Annotated in this window: 2 protein-coding genes and 1 pseudogene; all 3 read left to right on the top strand. The window is 51.8% G+C overall.

From position 1 onward, the window contains the following. The first annotated feature begins 46 nt into the window (after positions 1-46). A complete protein-coding gene (rpsS, locus tag ASN89_RS26755) occupies positions 47-322 on the top strand; it encodes a 30S ribosomal protein S19 (protein ID WP_008444295.1) in 276 nt (91 codons plus the stop codon). Next, positions 319-651, top strand: coding sequence for a 50S ribosomal protein L22 (gene rplV, locus ASN89_RS26750; RefSeq protein WP_170840583.1), 333 nt, complete (start codon positions 319-321; stop codon positions 649-651). The genes rpsS and rplV overlap by 4 nt, the downstream gene beginning before the upstream one ends. 9 nt (positions 652-660) lie before the next feature. Beyond that, positions 661-809, top strand: a pseudogene (locus ASN89_RS26745) (30S ribosomal protein S3); the annotation flags it as partial.

The following is an 809-nucleotide window of genomic DNA, read 5'->3' as shown; positions in this document are numbered from 1 at the left end:
ACTTCCATGATCGTCTCGCGCCGCGGCAAGAAATAAGGGGTAGCACATGACACGTTCATTGAAAAAAGGGCCGTTCTGTGACGCCCACCTGGTGAAAAAAGTTGAAGCCGCGCAAGCAGCCAAAGACAAAAAGCCAATCAAAACCTGGTCGCGTCGTTCGACAATCATGCCTGACTTTATCGGCCTGACGATCGCGGTTCATAACGGCAAGCTGCACGTGCCGGTTTATGTTTCCGAAAACATGGTTGGTCACAAGCTCGGCGAATTCGCACTGACCCGTACGTTCAAGGGCCATGCAGCTGACAAAAAGGCTAAGAAATAATGGAAACTAAAGCTATCCTCAAAGGTGTGCGCCTGTCGGACCAAAAGGGCCGCCTGGTTGCTGACCTGATCCGTGGCAAGAAAGTTGACGCTGCACTCAACATCTTGCAATTCAGCCCGAAAAAAGGTGCTGCGATCATCAAACGCGTTCTGGAATCCGCTATTGCGAATGCCGAGCACAATGATGGTGCGGACATCGACGAATTGTTCGTGAAAACGATCTACGTCGAAAAGGGCCCCGTCCTGAAGCGCTTCACCGCGCGTGCAAAAGGCCGTGGCGACCGTATTTCGAAACAATCCTGTCACGTTTACGTGACTGTCGGTAACTAAGGAGCCACGATGGGTCAGAAAATTCATCCAACCGGTTTCCGTCTGGCGGTCACCCGTAACTGGGCTTCGCGCTGGTATGCAGGCAACGGTAATTTCGCTGCCATGCTGAACGAAGACTTGAAAGCACGTGCTTACCTGAAAAAGAAACTGAAGAACGC

Source organism: Janthinobacterium sp. Ant5-2-1 (assembly GCF_001445815.1).
Lineage (GTDB): Bacteria > Pseudomonadota > Gammaproteobacteria > Burkholderiales > Burkholderiaceae_D > Janthinobacterium > Janthinobacterium lividum_E.
The sequence above is the reverse complement of the archived record's forward strand: the minus strand, read 5'-3'. Positions and strand labels throughout refer to the sequence as shown.

What these genes read in the sequence shown, in the direction of transcription:
- rpsS (WP_008444295.1), top strand. Translation starts at nt 47, where the DNA reads ATGACACGTTCATTGAAAAAAGGGCCGTTCTGTGACGCCCACCTGGTG.